A 20,330-nucleotide genomic window follows, 5' to 3' on the forward strand; every position below is an offset into this window, starting at 1 on the left:
CAGCTTCTCGCCGTATCAGGTCAACAGATATTGAATAGAAAATAATGGTACAACCACTTAGGCACAGGGTGGTCTGAACGGAGAAGTGAGGTTAGGGGCGGGATGATATTGGTCCTTATAAGCTTTAAAAGTCTGCGGAATGATCTGTTCGGCCGCAATGATCTGCGGCACCTGGGTGAAGCGCGCAAACAATACCTGGTGGGTAGTGGTGTTCACCTTTTTGTACGGGAGCTGCATATCCCGGGCATTATCATTATCATTCAGATCCTGGCCCCAGTAATGCATAGAGAGAAATTCCAGCAGTCCCACCTTAGGATCACGCTCCTGATGCTCTTTAAAGTGCTCAAACAGCACGGGCAGTTTCAGGAACTGGTCCAGGGAGGTGTTCTCCACCGACATAAAAAATATTAGTATGTAAAGGCATACTTTTCTCACAATAGCAAAATTAAGCCATATGCCGGGTTATCCAAGCGGCATAGATAAAAAATATGGCCCTGTTAAGATTTATATATGATGAATAGTAGTTAGAATAATCGCCCGAGGGATAGATATTTCGCCAGGAACGCGAAGAGGGCCGCTTCTGCCACGTAAATGGTCCGGAGCAGGTAGGGCTGGTAGAACACACTGATATGACGATGCCCGATCAGGTAGTGATAGCGCGTGTTCATCTCTTTTACCACCAATGTCGGATTCACCAGCAGATCTTGTGCAGTTATTTCGTAATACCCGCCGTAGGGCTCAATATCCCAGCTGACTAACCAGCAGATATAACAGGCAATGACCGCCATCCATATATGCAGCTGCCTGTTATCAGTTCCGGTAAACGCCTTTGCCCACCGAAGCAGGAAGATGAGTGCTCCCATATCGATGAACAGTACCACGAGTGGCCTGCCGATACCCTTGTGCGCAGAGGCACCGGCATAAAAGGAGCCGAGTGCATAGGCAGCAACAATAATAACGGCAAAGGCAATCACGGCCCTTATTGTACCGGACAGTCCGGATACTTTATTCGCAGTGCCAGCTGGCATATTTGTTTATTTGATGAAAGTATCAGTAACCAGGTACGATCAGGTGTAATAGGACGTTACCGCTTCCTGCCCCGTGTAATTAGGCCCCGATTTATCATCTGCACCTACATAATTCAGCCCGAAAGTCACTGTGCGTGGCCCCTTGCAGTACAACAGTTTTGTTCTGCCGTTATACTGAATGTCGTTCTTCTTGAAGGCACGCTTCAGATAATCATCACCTACCGCCATGATCATGATATTCCCCAGGTCCAGGTGACCATAGAATACCCCATTCTCACTGAGAGAGGCAAATATCCTGGATAATACTTTTAACTTATCCCCCACATAATGTAACCCGTGTGAACAGGTGATCAGGTCATACTTTTCAGTAGGTTCCCAGGTTACAGCCGATTGTATATCAAAAGACACACAACTTATACCGGCAGGTACCGGATCGAATCCGTCAATAAGGTCCATGCCTTTTAATGTGGCCTTATCGTGCAGTTGCAGCGCAGACAGGTGACTGGCTGCCTGTATGAGGGCTTTGCCTTCACCACAGCAGATGTCCAGCCATTTCACATGGCCGTGCGCCTGGATATATTCAGCCAGAAAGTCCTCTGGACGGAACTTAAATTCCTTTTCGTAACTATTGACCCCACTGGCATTACGCTCCCTGTTCATGCGGCTATTGGCAACCACCGGAGACGCTATCAATTCTGATTCAGTTAATAACTTCATTACTCGGATAATGCTGATGCGGGTGCGAAGTTCTTCCATATTTCACTTTTTTCAAAACGAATAATACCCACATTGTGAAGAAACAGGAATTGGGAATCAGGAACCGGGATTTTGCTGCTTCACGGGGCGGTAGTGGAGTACGGAGCCACGATAATAGGAGTCATCCCCGGTTGTTGTAGTATTATTTCTTATGTGATATTATTTTAACATTTTGATGGGGCGGTTTGTTTTATAAGGTTTTTATAGTATGTGTTTCATATCTGCTGCTGGAATGGCAGCAGATATGCTCCGGGTATAAGTGGTAGCTTTCCGGCTACCGTAACCCAACCCCATTATCCTAACCCATTATTTCCAATTAAAATTGTCTTTGTTACATTTAATAACGCCGCCTGTCAATACTATCAGGCATTTCTGTAAAAAGATGTTTTAAAATGTCAGTATTGCTGCTTAACTTACCCGTCCCCGGTATCCTAAATAACCACGGATGATGAAACGAATTCCACTGATATGTCTGACGCTTGTCATGGCGCTGCATGCCATGGCACAATCTACTGCAATACAATACCTTTCGGGTACCGGAAGCGATCATACGGTGAACTGGCAGTTCCGCTGTACAGGTGGCAGCAACGCTGGTAAATGGACGACTATTCCTGTGCCTTCCTGCTGGGAGTTGCAGGGTTTTGGGAAATATGACTATGGATTTGCAAAAGACAGTGTCCGTGGCAAAGAGAGCGGTCTGTATAAGTATACCTTCCGGGTTCCTGCTGACTGGAAAGGGAAGCAGATCAATATCGTTTTTGAAGGTGTGATGACTGATGCTACTGTGAAGATAAATGGCCACTCCGCTGGCCCTGTTCATCAGGGCGCCTTTTATGCTTTTAAATACGATATCTCCACAATACTGAAATACGGTAACCAGGACAATCTGCTGGAAGTTACAGTGGATAAACACTCTGCCAATGAATCTGTCAATGAGGCGGAACGTAAAGCTGACTTCTGGATATTCGGAGGCATCTTCCGGCCTGTATTCCTCGAAGCCCTGCCGCCACAGCATATTGAAGCAATTGCCATTGATGCAAAAGCTGATGGTGCATTTCTGGCAAATGTGAAAACAGCCGCGACTGCCGGTATGCAGGTCGTGATACAGCTCTATGATAGAGAAAACCGGAAAATAGGAACGCCATTACAGCAACCTATCAGTAATCAGGAGACACCCCTATACGGCCGGTTTGATCATATCAATCCCTGGTCATCAGAATTCCCGAACCTGTATATTGCAGAGATATCACTTTTACACAATAACAAAACTATACACACCATCCGCCAGCGATTTGGCTTCCGCACAGTAGCACTTCGTCAGCGGGATGGCATTTATATCAATGGTGTCAGGATGAAGTTTAAAGGTGTGAACCGTCATTCCTTCAGTCCGGAAACTGGCAGGACCACCAGTAAGGCCATCAGCATCGCCGACGTGCTGCTCATCAAAGAGATGAACATGAACGCGGTGCGTATGTCTCACTATCCTCCGGACAAGCACTTCCTGGATGTATGTGATTCTCTCGGACTTTATGTGATGGACGAACTGGCAGGCTGGCATGGGCACTATAATAACGAAACCGGCGCTAAACTGGTCAGGGAGATGATCTCCCATGATGTAAACCATCCATCTGTTGTAATATGGGCGAATGGCAATGAAGGCGGACATAACAAATCGCTCGATCATTTCTTCCCGGAACTCGACCCACAGCAACGTCCTGTGGTGCATCCCTGGCAACTGTTCAACGGCATCGAAACACAACACTACCGGGAATATAACTATGGCATCGGCAACTATGAGAACGGTAGAGAAATAGTAATGCCGACTGAATTTCTTCATGGCCAGTTTGATGGTGGCCATGGTGCCGGACTGGAAGATTACTGGGAGAAGATGTGGCACAACCCGCTCAGTGCAGGTGGCTTTCTCTGGGATTTTGCAGATCAGGCGGTGGTCAGGAAAGACCTGCATGATTCCCTGGACACTGACCATCACAGAGGCGCAGATGGTATCGTCGGACCGCACCATGAAAAGGAAGGTAGCTTTTACACGATCAAACAGGTATGGAGTCCTGTTTACATGGAGCGCAGAGAGATTACGCCTGCCTTCGATGGTACTTTTAATATCGAAAACCGTTACGCTTTTACCAATCTGAAACAGTGTAAGTTTACCGCCAGTCTTGTTAACCTGGAAAGTGGTCAGCAGGATTCCATTGCAGTTTCTGCGCCGGACATACCACCGCTTGAGAAAGGGGTTTTGCGGGTGGTACTGCCCGCCCGCTGGCAGTCTTACGATGTGCTCTATGTCACCGTATTTGATACCAATAACAAAGCGCTCTTTACGTGGAGTTATCCGATCATCACGCCACAACAGGTGGTGCAAAAGAGTATTGACACTACCTTTAGTGGTACGGTATCGCTCTCCGAACAGGGTTCACTGTGGATCGTTACTGCGAATAGCACCCGCCTTTCTTTCAACCGTCATACCGGTTTACTGACCAGTGTGCTGCATGGCAGGGACAACATCCCTTTTAATAATGGGCCCGTCCTCCAGGAAGGAGAGAATAACTTCGCCGGTTTCACTCATCACTACGAAGGAAGGAACCTGGTGATCGCATCCACCTTCGACAGAAAGAACAGTTATAACACACTGGAGTGGACGATCTATCCATCCGGTATCGTAAAGATGTGTGTTAAATATTTCCCTTCCGCGTATTTCACCACGTTCGCAGGTATTAACTTTTCTTTCCCGGAGTCAGCTATAGCAGGGGTAGGATACATGGGGGATGGTCCTTACCGTGTATGGAAGAACAGATTGAAAGGCAACCGCTTCGGTATCTGGCAGAAGAAACACAACAGTACCGAAACAGGTGAAAGCTGGAACTATCCTGAGTTCAAAGGCTATTATGCGAATATGTACTGGTGCGATTTTGTTACTGATAGAACACGTTTCAGGGTATATACAGAGAACGAAGGTCTGTTCCTGCGACTGTTTACACCTGCCAGGAAAACTGACCAGTGGCATAATTACGAACCTTTATTCCCTTCAGGAGATATTTCATTTATGCAGGGCATCAGTAGCATTGGCACCAAGACGCAGCGGAATGAAACAACCGGCCCGATGGGTGGCAAAAATATCTTTTATGACTATGAAAAGGAACCCGAAAGAGCCTTGCGAATAGTATTGTACTTTGACTTTAAGAACTAGGTATCAGGAATCAGGATTTTGTACTAATAACCTTAAAACATGCATGTCTCCTTGTATTCAGCTTTGTACCCTTTTGGGGCCAATCATACCTGTTCATATGTGAGACTTACCCATTCCTGATACCCGATTCCTCATTCAAAAAAAGACACCATAGGATGATCTCTCTGCCATTTTAAACTAGATTCCCCTCCGTTTAATGCCATGTTATGAAAAAAACGTTCCGATTCCTGCTGCTCCTGATGAGTGGCGCCTGTCTCTTTTACACCCATTTGCTACAGGCACAGCAAACGTCTGACAGCGCCTACAGACGTCCACTTAAAACCGTACTGGCTGATATTGAAAAGAAATATGGCATACAGATCCGGTATAATGAGAAGCTGGTGGCCAACAGGTATGTCACTTATGCTGACTGGCGCTATCGTCCTACACTCGAAGCGACGCTGGATAATGTGCTGTCTCCGCTCGACCTCAAAGTGAAAAAGGATAAAGGCATTTATAAATTAAGTGAATACGAATATTATCGCTGGGCCGTTGCCGATGGCTGGGCGGAGCTGGATAGGATCGCGGCTCAATATAAAGATCAACAGGAGTGGGAACAAAGAAAGGCACAGTTGAAACCCTGTTTACTGGAGGCGCTGCAACTTTCCCCAATGCCTGCTGCACCCCCTTCCAAACCCATTATCACGCCTGAAAGAAAATACGATGGATATACCGTATCCAATATTGCTATAGAGATCTTACCCGGACTATACATCAATGGTTCTTTGTATAAACCGGCAAAGATCAAAGGTAAGATCCCTGTGATCCTGAATCCTGATGGACACTGGCAGCAGCAGCGCTACCGTCCTGATTGTCAATACCGCTGTGCCGCGCTGGCACGTATGGGTGCTATCGCGTTCAGCTACGATCTCTTTGCCTGGGGTGAATCCCAGCTCCAGTTTGAAGAAGCCGATCACCGTAAAAGTCTGGCGATGACAATACAGGCACTTGGCACTATCCGCATACTGGATTATCTCTTATCGCTGAAGATAGCAGATCCTGACAGGGTCGGCATCACGGGTGGATCAGGAGCCGGTAGTCATACCGTACTGATGTCCGCAATAGATGATCGTATTAAGGTCAGTGCTCCTGTTGTCGCTATCAGCTCTTACTTCTATGGTGGTTGTCCATGTGAAAGCGGTATGCCGATCCATGCCTGTGGCGGTCGTACAGATAATGTGGAGATCGCTGCGATGGCAGCACCTCATCCCCAGTTGTTAGTCAGCGATGGTGGTGACTGGACAGATAAAACGCCCGAACACGACTATCCTTATTTACAGAAAATATATGGTTACTACGGTAAAGCGGATCAGGTGAGTAATGTACACCTGCCTGCCGAAGGACACGACTTTGGCATCAATAAGCGTAATGCAGTATACGATTTTATGGCGAAGCATCTAGCGCTGGATCGTGCCGCCGCAGATGAATCGAAGATCACTATTGAGAAAGTACCTGCTATGTATGTATTCGGAGAAAAAGGAGAACAGCTGCCTGCAAATGCTATTCATGGTTTTGCACAGCTGGAGCGGATATGGAAACAGGCCACAAATACATCGAAATGAAAAGAGGCTTTATAATCGCTTGTTTGTGCCTGTGGATGTTACCCTTGCAGGCTGCTGATATTTATGTAGCGGTCACTGGTAACGATCACCATCCTGGTACAGCTGCTCAGCCTAAGGCAACGCTCAGTGCCGCATTGAAACTGGCAAGAGAATTAAGAAGACTGGATGATGCCAGTATAAAGAACGGTATTCATATCATCATTAAAGGAGGTACGTACACGCTATATGAACCTGTTTTTATCAGGCCTGAAGATGCTGGTACCGTGGGTAGTCCTACTATTATTGAAGCGGCGCCGGGAGAACGCCCTGTATTCAGCGGTGGCGTACGCATCACCGGCTGGCGTCCATCTGCTGCTAACCGTAAAATATGGGTAGCAGATGTTCCGGTGACAGGTATTGACGGATTTAATTTCCGGCAGCTCTGGGTCAATCATGCGAAGGCGGTCAGAGCAAAGGATATGCCCGGCGATAGTATGCGCCGCATTCTCTCCTGGGATCATGCAGGCGGCACCTGTTGGGTGCCTTCTTCCGCGATACGCGGATTAGACAAGGCCCCCGGACTGGAAATGTTCATTCACCAGTGGTGGGCTATTGCAAACCTGCGTATTAAAAGTATGCGGGTCGCAGGCGATAGTACATTACTCGCCTTTCATGAGCCGGAAAGTAAAATACAATCAGCGCATCCCTGGCCTGCGCCCTGGATATCAAAGGCGTCGGGTAATTCTGCCTTCCTGCTAACGAATGCCTTACCGCTACTGGATGAACCAGGTGAGTGGTACCTGGATGTGAAGGCCCAAAAGCTCTACTACTGGCCCCGTTCACAGGAAGATCTCTCTGCTGCGAACGTCACAGCTCCTTTACTGGAATCACTGATCACGGTACAGGGTACCTTAGATCATCCTGTGTCACATATACACTTCAGGGGCATCGCCTTTCAGCATACTACCTGGCTACGTCCTTCTGTAAAAGGACATGTTCCCTTACAAGCGGGACTTTTCCTGCTGGATGCCTATAAACTGGATATCCCGGGCACGCCCGATAAAAAAGGATTGGAGAACCAGGCCTGGGTAGGGCGTCCGCCGGCGGCTGTAGATGTCGCTTATGCCGAAGCCGTTAACTTCACGGGCTGCCGGTTTGAACACCTGGCATCCACTGGTCTTGATTACCGGATAGGTTGTCATAACGATACGGTGACGGGCAATCTGTTCAGGGATATTGGTGGAACTGGTATTCAGTTAGGGACCTATTCTGATGAAGCGACCGAAGCACATCTGCCTTATCAGCCACAGGACAGGAGGGTGGTTTGTCATCAGCTGTTCATTGCCAATAACCTTATCACGGATGTAACGAATGAAGACTGGGGAACACTGGGTATCAGTGCCGGTTATGTAAGGGATGTCACCATCACACACAATGAAGTGAGCGAAGTCTCCTATACTGGCATCAGTGTTGGCTGGGGTTGGACAAAGACGATCAATGTGATGAGCAATAACAGGATCATCGCTAACAAGATCCATCACTATGCGCGTCATATGTATGATGTCGCGGGTATCTATACATTGTCTGCCCAACCCGGCTCAGTGATCAGTTACAATTATATTGACAGTATATATAAGGCGCCATATGCGCATCTTCCGCAGCACTGGTTCTATCTGTATACAGATGAAGGCACTGCCTATTATACAGTCAATAATAACTGGTGTCCTGCGGAGAAGTTCCTGCAAAATGCAAATGGTCCGAACAACGTATGGGCGCATAACGGCCCCCAGGTAAGTGACAGCATTAAATACAGTGCCGGACTCGAAGCGCCCTATCACTATCTGTTATCAGAAAAGGCAGTACCTGCTGTCGCACGATCTATCAATCAATATCAACAATAAAGGCCACGGCTTATGAAAAATATGTTAATTAAAACCTGCCCGCTGATCTTACTCTTATTTACACTCTGTCAGCAACTGCCTGCACAGTCGGCCGCTACCTGGATCTGGTATCCCGGCGACTTCGAGATCTGGCTGAGTAATAACATGCAGAACCGTCGTACGGAACGAGGCACTTTCTTTCCCGTATTCTGGAAATATGACAGTCATTATCCACTGATAGATTTTCACAGGAACTTTATCCTCTCTGCACCAGAGGAAGTAAAGATATATGCAGAAGGTATTTATAACGTGAAGCTGGATGGAAAGCCGCTGGAAGGTGCCCCTAAACAGATCACAGTACCGGCAGGGCAGCATCGTATCAATGTGAAGGTGTTTAATCAGGCGAGTGTACCGGCTATATATGTCTCGGGAAAAACGATCGTATCTGATACGAGCTGGCTGGTCACCTTTGAAGATAAGGAGTGGATAGATGAAACAGGCAAGACCTCGGACGTCTCTGCCACGAAATGGCTGAATGCAGGAAGGTGGTATTTCAATACGCCGGACGCATTACCGTCAGCGTGCAAACTGCCGGTCACTGTCCAGCATGCCATTAGTGTCACTAAAAACAGTAATAGTACATTGATGGACTTTGGCAGAGAAACCTTCGGCTTTATCCGCCTTCATGGACTACAGGGTACCGGGAATATCGCATTGTATTACGGCGAAAGTAAAGAAGAGGCCCTGAGTGAAAAAGCGGCGGAGACCCTGGACAGATTATCTTTTCACCATCAGCAAAAGGCTGATTCCATCATGCCTTTGTCCAAAGCATTCCGGTATGTGAATATGGTGACCAGTGGCGATATAAAAGTGGATAGTGTGTCAATGTTATACGAACACGCAGGCCTGAAAGAGAGAGGTAGTTTCCGTTGTTCCGATGAGGAAGTCAATCGTATATACGACGTTTCTAAATACACCTTCGGGCTCAATACCCGTGAGTTTTTCATTGACGGTATTAAACGGGATCGCTGGGTATGGAGTGGTGATGCCTATCAGAGTTATCTGATGAACTACTACCTGTACTTTGATAGTCCGACAGTGGCGAGGACCATGCTAGCATTAAGAGGTAAAGACCCTGTTACCAGTCATATCAACACTATTATGGACTACACATTCTACTGGTTTCTGGGGATATATGATTACTATCTGTACACAGGTGATCAATCATTTATCCGGCAGTTCTATCCACGTATGCAGACAATGATGGAGTATTGTCTCGGCAGGAGGAATAAGGACGGTCTGATGGAAGGCCTGCCGGGTGACTGGATCTTTATAGACTGGGCGGATGGACTCAGTAAGACAGGAGCAGTAAGTTTTGAACAGTTATTGTTGTGCCGTAGTCTGGAGACCATGGGGCTTTGTGCAGATATTGTGGGTGAGAAAGGCGATGCAGATAGGTATCATCAATATGCAGCTGTGCTAAAAAAGCAATTGTTTGATCTGTATTGGAATGATCAGCAACAGGCGCTGGTACATAGCCGCGTAAATGGCAAACAAACGGCAAATGTGACACGCTATGCGAACATGTTCGCTATCTTCTATGATTATTTCACCCAGCAGCAAAAGGAATCGGTGAAGCATGCTGTCTTATTGAACGACAGTATTCAACGTATCACTACACCTTACATGCGTTTCTACGAACTGGAAGCACTGTGCGCGATGGGAGAGCAGTCCTACGTATTAAAGGAAATGAAAGACTACTGGGGCGGTATGCTCAAACTGGGAGCGACCAGCTTCTGGGAAGAATATAATCCTGCAAAGCATGGAGTGGAGCACTTTGCCATGTATGGGAGGCCATTTGGCAAAAGTCTCTGTCATGCCTGGGGAGCCAGTCCGCTGTACCTGCTGGGTAAATATTACCTGGGCGTAAAACCTACGTCACCTGGATATGCAACCTACACAGTGCAGCCGGCACTTGGTGGATTAAAATGGATAGAAGGCAAGGTGCCTACACCCCAGGGTGATATTGCAGTGTATTGCAGTACGGAAGAAATAAAGGTGACCACTGTGGATGGTACAGGTTTGTTGCGCTTCCGCAGTAAAACAAAGCCGGTATGTAAAACAGGTTCGATCAGTGCGAAGGGAGACAACTGGTATGAAATGACAATGCAACCGGCCACGTCTTACGTAGTCGCCTATCAGTCACTTAAAGAAGAACAACATGGAAAAAGGAAATAAGGTACTTGCCTTCGTGGTGATGTTACAGCTGTCTGTATGTATAGTCTTTGCCCAGAAGGGTCTCATCAATACCAGTACCAGTCCGTATGCACGGCGGCAGGGTGTGGACATGGGCAGTGTGCAATGGACAAAGGGATTCTGGGCAGAGCGATATGAAGTATGTGCACATACCATGGTGCCGGCATTATGGAAGACCTATCATGATGCCGGGAAATGCCATTCGTTTAAAAACTTCGAGATCGCTGCCGGGTTAGATACAGGTGCATTTATCGGTCCGTCATTCCATGATGGTGATTTCTATAAGACCCTGGAGGCAGTAGCAGGACTATATGCCACCACGAAAGACCCTGCATTGGACAGGATGATGGATGAAGCCATTACCGTCATCGCAAAAGCACAAAGGCCAGATGGTTACGTATACACGAAGTCTATTATTGAGCAGCAGCAAACAGGTAAGCGAAGCCTGTTCGATGATAAGCTCAGTTTTGAAGCTTATAACTTCGGTCACCTGATGACCGCCGCATGCGTCCATTACAGGGCTACCGGTAAAACGAACCTGCTGGACGTAGCCAGGAAGGCCACCGGCTTTCTCATCGGCTTTTACAATACGGCTACACCGGAACAGGCACGTAACGCGATCTGTCCGGCGCATTACATGGGCATCATCGAATTATACAGAACAACCGGTGATAAAAAATACCTGGCGCTTGCCCGTAAACTGATCGACATCAGGGGCCAGACCGAAGGTACAGATGACAACTCCGACAGGGTGCCCTTCAGAGAGATGAAACGCGTAGCCGGTCACGCTGTACGGGCGAACTACCTGTTTGCCGGCGTCGCGGATGTCTACGCAGAAACCGGCGATACTACACTGTTACACACGCTCAACCTGATGTGGGAAGATGTCATGAACAGGAAGATGTATGTTACCGGGGGCTGTGGTGCGCTCTATGATGGCGTCTCGGTAGACGGTATTTCCTACAATCCCGATACCGTACAGAAGGTGCACCAGTCTTACGGCAGGAACTATCAGCTTCCCAATCATTCCGCTCATAACGAAACGTGCGCGAATATCGGCAACCTGTTATGGAATCGTCGTATGCTGCAACTGACAGGAGATGGAAAGTATGCCGACATCGTCGAACTGACTTTATACAACAGTATTCTGAGTGGTGTCAGTATGAACGGAGAGGATTTCTTTTATACGAATCCGCTCGCGGCATCCCGTAATTATCCCTACCAGCTGCGCTGGATGGGTGGGCGTCAACCTTACATCGGACTATCCAACTGTTGTCCGCCGAATACAGTCCGCACTATTGCCGAAGTAAGCAACTACTTCTACAGCATGGACGATAAGGGGCTCTACGTAGATCTGTATGGAGGCAACATCCTGGAGACCCGGTTGAAAGACGGAGGGCATATCCGGCTGGAGCAACAGACGGACTATCCCTGGGAGGGCACTATCCGTATTACGATCAAAGAGGCCCCTGTCAACGCCATGGATATCGCCCTGCGTATTCCGGGCTGGTGCCGGCAGGCGACCATCAGTGTTAACGGGAGGAACATAGCGCAATCCATCCAGCCCGCACAACTTACCGCTGCATCTTACCACAAAATACACCGCCAATGGAAAGCGGGTGATCAGATCATCCTGACCCTCGACATGCCGGCCACGCTGCTGACATCGAATCCCCTCATAGAGGAGACCCGCAACCAGGTAGCGATCAAGCGGGGGCCGGTAGTGTACTGTCTGGAATCGCCCGATCTGAAAGGGCAACCGCTGACCGACATCCTGATCCCCGCCAATATCCGTCTGACGCCCAAAACAATGAAAATCGCAAATGGGCGTATTACAGCCCTCGAAGGGGAGGCGCGCAAGCTAGCTTCCACTAACTGGAATAACGCCTTGTATCAGCCTCTAAATAACGTTTCGCGTCCACTCCCCATCACCCTGATACCCTACTATGCCTGGGCGAACCGTGGGAGCAGTGATATGAGTGTCTGGTTACCTCTTCTCCGGTGACCTGCTTTAGAGGGAGGTAGCCGGTGCAATCTGCCTTTGGTCAGGATTCGGTTTATTTTTCATCAGGTAAGCTTTCTCCTACGTTTCTCCTACGTTTTAAGACGTAAGAGAAACGTAGGAGAAAGCTTACCTGATGACTTCCTGAAACAACCAAATTGATAGTTCAACACCAGGTTGCTTCTCCCGGAACAAGCCCAAAACTTCCCGGAATTCTGCGCGATGCTCCGGGACTGCGACAAACTACTGCAGTCACACGACCCTGTATTCCTACTACAAAAAGTATCATTCCGCCATCTAAAACCTGAAAATTCGGTACAACTACTGCCCCCAATCCGCGAAAATTGAACTAACTTGTATCCATTGTTTGGGATTGTTCAGCGAGCGTTTACGGTTAACAACAGCAGCATTTTATCCACCCAATTATAAGTACGATGTATCAACCAAATCTAACTAAGTTATTAGGAAGTCTGTTCTTTGCCTGTTTTATGTTTTTGGGGGCCCGCGCCCAGGTAACCACCGCAACACTCAGTGGTATCGTTAAGAACGAAGCAGGACAACCCCTGCCCGGCGCTACTATCCGGGTGACCTTTGCCGATGCAGGGATCAATAAAGGGCTCGTCACCAAATCGGACGGTAGTTTCGTGGTACCCAACCTGCGTGTCGGCGGACCATACACTGTAACTGCGTCATACACCGGTTTTGCGACCGAAACCGCTACGGGTGTATATCTTACCCTGGGGCAGAACACGGCCCTGGACCTGCGGCTGCAGGAAACAGCCGGTAAACTTAATGAGGTGGTGATCAGTGGTCGCTCTACTATTTTCAATGACCAGCGTACCGGTGCCTCTACGAACATCAGCGGTCAGCAGATCAGGCAATTGCCGACGATCTCACGTTCGGCGGATGACTATCTGCGTATTACACCGTCCGCTTCCCCGACGTATAACGGGATCTCTTTCGCAGGAAGGAACGGGCAGTATAACAATTTTTCGCTGGATGGCGCTGTGTTCAACAACCCGTTCGGACTGGATGCGCCGGCTCCCGGCGGACAAACAAACGCGCAACCTATTTCCCTGGATGCGATCGATCAGATACAGATCAATATTGCACCCTACGATGTGACCCAGTCTGGCTTTACCGGTGCGGGCGTGAACACCGTAACAAAGAGCGGTAGCAACAAGTTCGGCGGAACGGTGTATGCCTTCTACAGGAATGATGCAATTTCCGGCGATAAGATAGACGGCGAAAAACTGAAGGTGCCAACCCTTGAACACTTCCAGGGAGGATTCTCCTTAGGCGGTGCGGTTAAAAAGGATAAACTGTTCTATTTCGTGAACTTCGAGACAGAACAGCGCACCGATGGTGCAAGTGCCTATGTGGCCAGGAATAACAGTAATGCCGGTGATGTGACGACCTCCCGCGTATTGGAGTCAGACCTTATAGCCGTACAGAATGCACTGCAGCAACGTTTCGGATATGCGACAGGTCCTTACCAGGATTATGAGTACAAAAGGAAGAACTACAAGTGGCTGGCAAAACTGGATTGGGTGATCAATAGCCAGCACTCACTTTCCTTTACGTATAATGGTCTGGATGCGTCACAGGAGAAAGGCGCACATCCCAATGCGATCAACCGTCGTGGGCCGGACGCTATTACCCTGCAATTCCGGAACTCCGGTTACAAGATGATCAACAAACTGCATTCCTTCGGGCTCGAACTGAAGTCTAACTTTAATGATACATATTCCAATAAGTTCCGTGCCGTATTTACTACTTTCAGGGACAAACGTGATCCGTTCTCCTCACCATTCCCGGTGCTGAACATTACCAAGTATAACGTACCCTATATTGTAACCGGGTATGAACCGTTCTCTATCAATAACCGCCTGAACCAGGATGCACTTCAGTTGACCGACAACTTCAACATCATCCTGCCAAAGCATACACTGACCATTGGCGCTTCCTATGAGCAGTTTAAGTTTGGAAACTCCTTTAATCTGACAGGTTTTGGGTTTACCGTATTCTCCGGTGTAGACATCGCGACGTTCCTGGGTAATGTAGCATCCGGGGGATATGATGCCAATGTGACCTATGCGAAGAACCGTGTAGCAGCAGACCAGTGGACGTGGTATTACCTTACTGTCGGACAGCTGTCAGCCTATCTGCAGGATGAATTCAGCGTAGCGCCTAACTTCAAACTGACTTATGGCGTCCGCTTTGACAAGGCACTCTATTTCCCATCCAAAGCAAGCTATAACAGCCCGAACGTGAATGCTGACGGTACCTTCGCAGGCACTTTTGTGGAAGGTTCTCCCACCGTTCCCAATACAGACAACCTGACCCTGTTCGATGAGAACGGGAATCCGGTGAGGAATGGTCCGGGCCAGTCGATAGACAACACCCGTATGCCGAGTGGGAAGATACTCGTGTCTCCACGTCTCGGCTTCAACTGGGATATTAAAGGCGATAAGACCATACAGCTGAGAGGTGGTACAGGATTGTTCACCGGCCGTTTCCCGTTTGTATGGCTGGGTAATGCGATCGGTAATCCATTCACTGGCTACTACAACGTGACTGCGCATAACTTTAAATGGCCGCAGATCTGGCGTTCCAATATCGGACTGGATTACAAACTGCCGATTGGTACAGTGCTGAGCGCGGATATCGCTTATTCCAAGGATATCAATGCGATGATGGTGCGTGACTATGGACTGGGTACACCAACAGGTACACTGAATTCCGGCACCGGCGACAATCGTGAAGTTTATCAGACAGCAGATAAGGGCAACACAGGTACGTATGTCTTCACAAATGTGAAAGCAGGGTATTCGTTCAACGGTACCTTCCAGGCGCAACAGACTTTCGGCAAAGGGTATTTCCTGATGATGGGATATAACTACCTCGTGGCGAAAGATGCGAGCTCTATCTCCGCAGAGATCTCCGGAGATGCCTTCGACCGCAACCCGATACTGGGTAATGCTAACAGGGCCGTGGAATCTACTTCCCTGTACGGAAACAAACACCGTATTACTTTTGCCGGTATCAAGAAGTTTGAATATGGCAAAGGGAAATATGCGACCACCATCTCCTTCTTCGCTAACTGGACAAGCGGTAACCGCTTCTCTTATGTGTATGGTGGTGATGTGAATAATGATGGCTCATTTGCCAATGACCTGATGTATGTACCTACAGCTGGGGAGATCAGAAGTATGAACTTCGCTACGCTCACCGATGCGGAAGGTAACACACAGAACGCTGCTGCGCAGGGAGCTGCACTGGAAGCGTTCATTAGCCAGGATAAATACCTGAATGGTCATCGGGGGCAGTACACCGGTAAGTATGCGGGCGAAACGCCCTGGTTTAGTCAGATAGATATGCGTGTACTGCAGGATTTTAACTTCAAGGGAAAGGAAAAGACAAGTACTATACAGGTGAGCTTTGATGTCGTGAATCTCGGGAATCTGATCAGTAGTAAATGGGGATTGCGGAAGTATGCGAGCAATAGTGGTTATTATCAGCCGTTGGCTTTTGCCGGCAGGGATGGTAGTGGCAAGGCTATCTACCAGTTCGATCCTTCACAGCGAAAGACGTTTATTACAAACCCTGATCTGATTTCAAGGTGGCAGTTGCAGTTGGGGATAAGGTATTCATTCTGATGATATGGATATGATTTTAAAAGCCGCCCCGGGTAACCGGGGCGGCTTTTGTACTGAGGGAATGTAGTCATGCCGTAAGTCTGATGGCCTCTTTGTTAAATGCTTATCATTATCGCCTGCTGATTATACGGTGGGGAAGGAATATTTTAAACGCAGGGAAACCCTGCTATAAAGCTTTTGAGATACCAGTATTTCTCCTTTAATTACTATATTTATCGCCTAAAACAACCAATCACCATTCCTATACCCAAACATGAGTAGCCGAACAACCCGTATAGACATCTACGATAAAAGAGAAAATAAAATTACCGCTGTAGCCGTTGAACAGCTGGGCTCCCAACTGTTTACATTAACCGAATACGTAGGCCCTTACTTTAGCGTACGTCAGGGCGAAGTATTTAAAACCCGGCTTAATAAAGACGGTCAGCATGAGCTGCTCAGCGTACTGAAAGGAGACAAATATACAGAGCGGGTGTTTTTATCGCCTGTTATCTATGAGGAAAGTATTTATCGTCCGGTAGCAGATGAAATAGCAAAACAGGGAGGATACCTGGATATACGATTTGATCATGCTATTGTGGTAGTATTGCCCAGGACAAGTACTTTTGACCCTGTTCAGTTGTTTCTTCAATACAACATGGAGGCTAATGAAGTATAAAGCTGCTGTTTGCCACACTACCAACAGCCTGCATCTTAAAAATATAACTCTTGATAAATATAGATGAAACAATAGGCATTCTGATCATTCAGGAAGTGGGGGGAAGTATTGTGCTACACATAGTGCTGGCTGCCGATGGCACTATTCATAGAATGGGCCAGAACAAAGCGGAGCACCACGCTAATGGCACGTTTATCGGTCGTACAGATCCCAAACTATTTAATGAATTGAAATCTTCCCTGCATCCGGACATGCTATCAGTATTTCAGCACCAGATAGAGAACTGGGACATAGAGGGGCAGCCCTTTAACACGAAAGTGATCTGCAAAACAAAAGATAGGAAGACCGGAGTGGAGTCCACGTATGGGGGACAATATACCGGGCCGTCGGACGTGGTTACCGCTTTTGTGACAAAAGCCGTTCAGCTAACTGACCCATGGTATGCTGAGCAGCATCAGGTAGCTGAGACGGAGAAGGCGGCAATGAAACCCTGGTGGAAGGTGATGTGTAACCTTAATGGCTAATACCCGCTTTCTTTATTAATTTATTTTTTACCCTCACCTTTGAAATATAATTTATGATCAATGTAAATGACATTACAGGCATCATGGTAAGCCTGGAAGTAGATAAACGTATTGTACTGTATATTCTGATTGCTCCGGACGGTATTATTAAAAGACTTGGCGATGGCCGGGCAGATTGTAAGGAAACGCAGGCATTCATAGGACGTGTGGAGCCCGGTATCTTTAAAGAATTGAAAGCCGCCTATACCCAGGAAATGGCTAATTCTTTAAATCAATATTATGAGATACATGAAATAAAGGGGCAATTATGCGATCTCAAAGTAATGGTAGACGTGAATGGCGTCGAAGGCTATACACAGTTCGTATATGGAACAGCATCTGTGGGGCCATCACGCGACTTCGCAGACTTCGCTGCCAGGGCTGTGTCGCTCACTAATCCATGGTATGCTGAGCAGCACCGGATAATGGCGGAGGAAAAAGCTGCCAAGGCTGCAAAAGAAGTCAACGTGGAGAAGAAATCCTGGTGGAAACCCTGGTAAAATGGTATAAGTTAAAAAGGGAGCGTCTACATTGACGCTCCCTTTTTAACTTATACCATTATTTATTCGCTCTTTGTCTTTCTTCTTCACTCGCCGTCTGCCTCTTACGGGTAGGAGAGATATTTTTACCGAACTTATAGGAGAAGGACAGTGCTACGTTTCGCGTGTCGCTTTTGATATGTGTACCGTTCCGCTGTTGTGCATAAGCGATATCCAGTCTGTAGGGGTTGTCATAGAAGATATCCGCAAAGGCCAGTTTGATAGTGCCCTGTTTCTTCAACACAGATTTACTGAACCCAATACTTACATCAGAGGTCTTGTATACATACAGCACGCCCTGGTAGAGTGGGGATCTGTAGTTAGCGTTTAGCTCTGCTTTAATACCCAGCTTTTTACTGAGGGTGAATGACTGACTGGTACTAAGTTCTGTTACAAAATTATGTGTGGCAAAGTAACCATCGGTGAACATAGAATGCTGACGGCGGAACGCTCCCCAGAGGGTAACAGTCATTTCCCACCACTTTGCCGGACTCACATTCGTCTGGAACTGTAAAGAGTAATCGTCGATCAGGTCCAGGTTCTGCTGTGTGTCGTAGAAAGTCCTGGTGGCATTATCCTGTACAGTCACATTACTCATTAATCCTTTCATACGATGGAACCCCGCGGTCAGCGTATGATTTTCCTTAAAGGTGTAGTTCAGTTCTCCGTTTGTAAAGATAGCGGGCTGCAGGGCCGGATTACCCTGCTGGAAGCTGTATGGACTGGTATAGAACCTGGCAGGATTCAGCTGCATGTATCCGGGACGTTCTATACGACTGTCGAGGTTGAGGCTGAACACATGGTCGTCAGACGGTTTGTAGGAAACGAGGACGGTCGGGAAAAGACGGAGGTAGTTCTTTTTGTTGATGGTGTTTAGCGTAATGGAATTGCCGGTGATACGGGTGTATTCCGCTCTCAGACCGCCCTGTAATGACCACTTACCGATTGTACGGCTAGCGCTGGTATAGGCTGCAGAGGTGTTCTCTGTGTACCTGAACTCATTACTTCTGCCGGCATCGTATACAGGCTTGGAAGCAACATCATAGTACAGGAAAGAGTTATCAGAAGAAATGCTGTTGTACTTAACACCAGACTCCATATCCCACCTGCCGGCCAGCTTATAGGTAAGGTCGATCTTGCCTGACCAGATGTCTATACGCTGGGAGGACGGCGTGAAGATATCGAAGTTGCGATTGAAGCTGCCATCAGGTATGTAACTGATAGTGTTCACATATTGGTCAGATGTATTTTTATATGGTACGTAGTCCAGGTCAATATTCATACTGGTGCCGGCACTGTCCAGGTTCAGTTTATAATTCACGTTGAAGCTATAATTGCTGGTAGTACCGTTGGAATAGTTGCCCGTACGCAATAGTGAGTCAGCAACAGTACGGTGATCGTTGTAGACCGATGTGGCGATGTTAGCGGTGTTCGTTTTCTCTGAATTGAATCCTGTCATACGGAAGCCGAATACCTGTTTGGTATCAATGTTATAGTCAGCGCCTAATTGATAGCTATGGGATTTAGTGACGGGATCGAGTGTACGGCTATTGCGCCAGTCTGCATAAGCACCAGGCGTTTCATAGATAGCATAGCCATCTAAACGGCGGCGGATCTGCTTATCTGTATAACCATAGTTGCCATATATGTTCAGTTTTTGCTGACGGTAATTGAACGTACCGTTTACCATATAGCTTGGCAATGTAGCCTGGGTATAGGCAGCTCCTGCTGAGCCATTGAAGCCTTGTTGCCTGGACTTTTTAGTGATGATATTCACAATACCGCCACCCTGTGCATCGTATTTGGCAGACGGAACTGACATTACCTCAATCTTGGAAATATTGTCTGCCGGCAGGCCACTCAGATAGGCTGCCAGGTTCTCACCGGTCATTTGTACAGGTTTTCCATCCATATACACTGTTACGCTTTTGTTATTAGCAGTAACCTGTCCGTTATCGTTGGTCTGTACACCAGGTGCTCTGCGTAAGGTTTCCCAAACGTTGCTGCCGCTGGCGAGTATGCTATTTTGTACGTTGAATACCACACGGTCCGGTTTACGTTCTACCTGTGGTGTACGTCCGCTGATAACAATGTCTTTCAGCTGTTGTACTTTCATGGTATCAGCTACGGGTTGTTGCTGCGCGTGTGTCAGGGAGGGCAGGAAGGAGAGTGCGAGTATGTAAAGGATCGTTTTCATCATAATTGGT

The 20,330-nt window shown here is 47.7% G+C and carries 13 protein-coding genes; 9 read left to right on the forward strand and 4 right to left on the reverse strand.

Translation table 11 applies throughout. From position 1 onward, the window contains the following. Positions 1 to 57: 57 nt before the first annotated feature. The 3 genes from GWR21_RS28485 to GWR21_RS28495 form a co-directional block, all read right to left on the reverse strand. Entirely contained in the window at positions 58 to 399 is a 342-nt protein-coding gene (locus GWR21_RS28485) for a hypothetical protein (protein ID WP_162335094.1), read from the reverse strand. 125 nt (positions 400 to 524) lie between these two features. Next, complete coding sequence (locus tag GWR21_RS28490) at positions 525 to 1,028, reverse strand: hypothetical protein (protein WP_162335095.1); 504 nt, start codon at positions 1,026 to 1,028, stop codon at positions 525 to 527. A gap of 39 nt (positions 1,029 to 1,067) precedes the next feature. Then, complete coding sequence (locus GWR21_RS28495) at positions 1,068 to 1,784, reverse strand: class I SAM-dependent methyltransferase (protein WP_238430061.1); 717 nt, start codon at positions 1,782 to 1,784, stop codon at positions 1,068 to 1,070. Between the two features lie 445 nt (positions 1,785 to 2,229). On the opposite strand from GWR21_RS28495, the gene GWR21_RS28500 reads away from it, so the two are divergent. The 9 genes from GWR21_RS28500 to GWR21_RS28540 all read left to right on the forward strand — a co-directional run bounded on the left by GWR21_RS28500 (position 2,230) and on the right by GWR21_RS28540 (position 18,084). Then, positions 2,230 to 4,986, forward strand: a complete 2,757-nt coding sequence (locus GWR21_RS28500; RefSeq protein ID WP_162335096.1) for a glycoside hydrolase family 2 protein — start codon at positions 2,230 to 2,232, stop codon at positions 4,984 to 4,986. A gap of 206 nt (positions 4,987 to 5,192) precedes the next feature. Then, positions 5,193 to 6,587 carry an alpha/beta hydrolase family protein gene (locus GWR21_RS28505; protein ID WP_162335097.1) on the forward strand — a complete coding sequence of 465 codons (1,395 nt, stop codon included), beginning with the start codon at positions 5,193 to 5,195 and terminating at the stop codon, positions 6,585 to 6,587. Then, complete coding sequence (locus tag GWR21_RS28510) at positions 6,584 to 8,467, forward strand: right-handed parallel beta-helix repeat-containing protein (RefSeq protein WP_162335098.1); 1,884 nt, start codon at positions 6,584 to 6,586, stop codon at positions 8,465 to 8,467. Before GWR21_RS28505 ends, GWR21_RS28510 begins: the two co-directional genes overlap by 4 nt. Before the next feature lie 12 nt (positions 8,468 to 8,479). After that, positions 8,480 to 10,684 (forward strand): alpha-L-rhamnosidase-related protein, encoded by a 2,205-nt coding sequence (locus tag GWR21_RS28515; RefSeq protein ID WP_162335099.1) that lies wholly within the window; start codon positions 8,480 to 8,482, stop codon positions 10,682 to 10,684. After that, on the forward strand, positions 10,668 to 12,707 hold the full coding sequence (locus GWR21_RS28520; protein WP_162335100.1) for an aceric acid hydrolase: 2,040 nt from the start codon (positions 10,668 to 10,670) through the stop codon (positions 12,705 to 12,707). The genes GWR21_RS28515 and GWR21_RS28520 overlap by 17 nt, the downstream gene beginning before the upstream one ends. A gap of 431 nt (positions 12,708 to 13,138) precedes the next feature. Beyond that, a complete protein-coding gene (locus GWR21_RS28525; protein WP_162335101.1) occupies positions 13,139 to 16,363 on the forward strand; it encodes a TonB-dependent receptor in 3,225 nt (1,074 codons plus the stop codon). A 253-nt stretch (positions 16,364 to 16,616) separates the two neighbouring features. Continuing rightward, the gene (locus GWR21_RS28530) at positions 16,617 to 17,021 is read left to right on the forward strand and encodes a hypothetical protein (RefSeq protein ID WP_162335102.1); all 405 of its coding nucleotides are present in this window, start codon (positions 16,617 to 16,619) and stop codon (positions 17,019 to 17,021) included. Positions 17,022 to 17,071: 50 nt separating this feature from the next. Further along, the gene (locus GWR21_RS28535; RefSeq protein WP_162335103.1) at positions 17,072 to 17,545 is read left to right on the forward strand and encodes a hypothetical protein; all 474 of its coding nucleotides are present in this window, start codon (positions 17,072 to 17,074) and stop codon (positions 17,543 to 17,545) included. 53 nt (positions 17,546 to 17,598) lie between these two features. Next, positions 17,599 to 18,084 carry a hypothetical protein gene (locus GWR21_RS28540; RefSeq protein ID WP_162335104.1) on the forward strand — a complete coding sequence of 162 codons (486 nt, stop codon included), beginning with the start codon at positions 17,599 to 17,601 and terminating at the stop codon, positions 18,082 to 18,084. 58 nt (positions 18,085 to 18,142) lie between these two features. Here the strand turns inward: GWR21_RS28540 and GWR21_RS28545 are convergent, their stop codons facing one another. Next, a complete protein-coding gene (locus GWR21_RS28545; RefSeq protein WP_162335105.1) occupies positions 18,143 to 20,320 on the reverse strand; it encodes an outer membrane beta-barrel protein in 2,178 nt (725 codons plus the stop codon). Positions 20,321 to 20,330 lie beyond the last annotated feature (10 nt).

This window comes from Chitinophaga agri, assembly GCF_010093065.1.
Lineage (GTDB): Bacteria > Bacteroidota > Bacteroidia > Chitinophagales > Chitinophagaceae > Chitinophaga > Chitinophaga agri.